1 protein-coding gene is annotated in these 705 nt (G+C 61.3%); it reads right to left on the bottom strand.

The features are described 5' to 3' along the window. Window positions 1-705 (bottom strand): Ig-like domain-containing protein (locus CWI75_RS18165; RefSeq protein ID WP_193817267.1); only part of this gene is annotated, 705 nt, incomplete at both ends.

Here is a 705-nt window from a genome sequence, read left to right as displayed (position 1 = left end):
GCCGTAAGTGCCGGTGACGCTGTCCCCTTCGGCGACTGTTGCATCATTGATGGTAATGACCGCCGGGCCGTCCTCTGCAGTGAAGCTGAAGCTGCCAGTGGTGGTTTCACTATCGGCCGCGGCATCGGAGCCTGCAGGCAGGCCAGCTTCGGAAACGCTGGTGCCGGTGTCTTCCACGCTGGGCAGATTAACAGTGACATCACTGTTGCCGAGGCTGACGATCAGTGTCGCTGTAGAGGTATCGCCATCCGCATCGCGCAGGGTGTAAGTAAAGGCGTCATCCACGCCACCGGGGGTGCCGGCATCGCGCGCATAGCTGTAGCTGCCATCGGCGTCGATGGTGCGCGTACCGTATTGGCCCTGGATATCCGTGCCAACGGTGGCGGCATTGTTCAGTGCAGTGCCAGTATCGCCAAGCGCGACACCGGATACGGCTGCGCCGTCGGCGCCCGCAACATCTTCCACGCCCTGGTCGTTGGCGGCAAACACATTGCCGGAAACGGGATCAAAGGAACCTGCAGCCACCAGCGCAGTATCATCGGCGGCAGTCGGTTCGTCGTCGATGATGTTGATGACCAGGCTGCCGTTGGCGGCATCGCCATCCGCATCAGTCACCACAATAGCGAAGTTATCGCTGGTGTCATCACCGTTGGTAGCACCGTCCAGCGTGTAGCTGTAAGCAACCGTGCCGGCCGCTATGCTGGT

Source organism: Kineobactrum sediminis (assembly GCF_002868715.1).
Taxonomy (GTDB): Bacteria; Pseudomonadota; Gammaproteobacteria; order Pseudomonadales; family Halieaceae; genus Kineobactrum; species Kineobactrum sediminis.
Note: the sequence above shows the minus strand (reverse complement) of the source record. Positions and strands in the feature narration are given on the sequence as shown.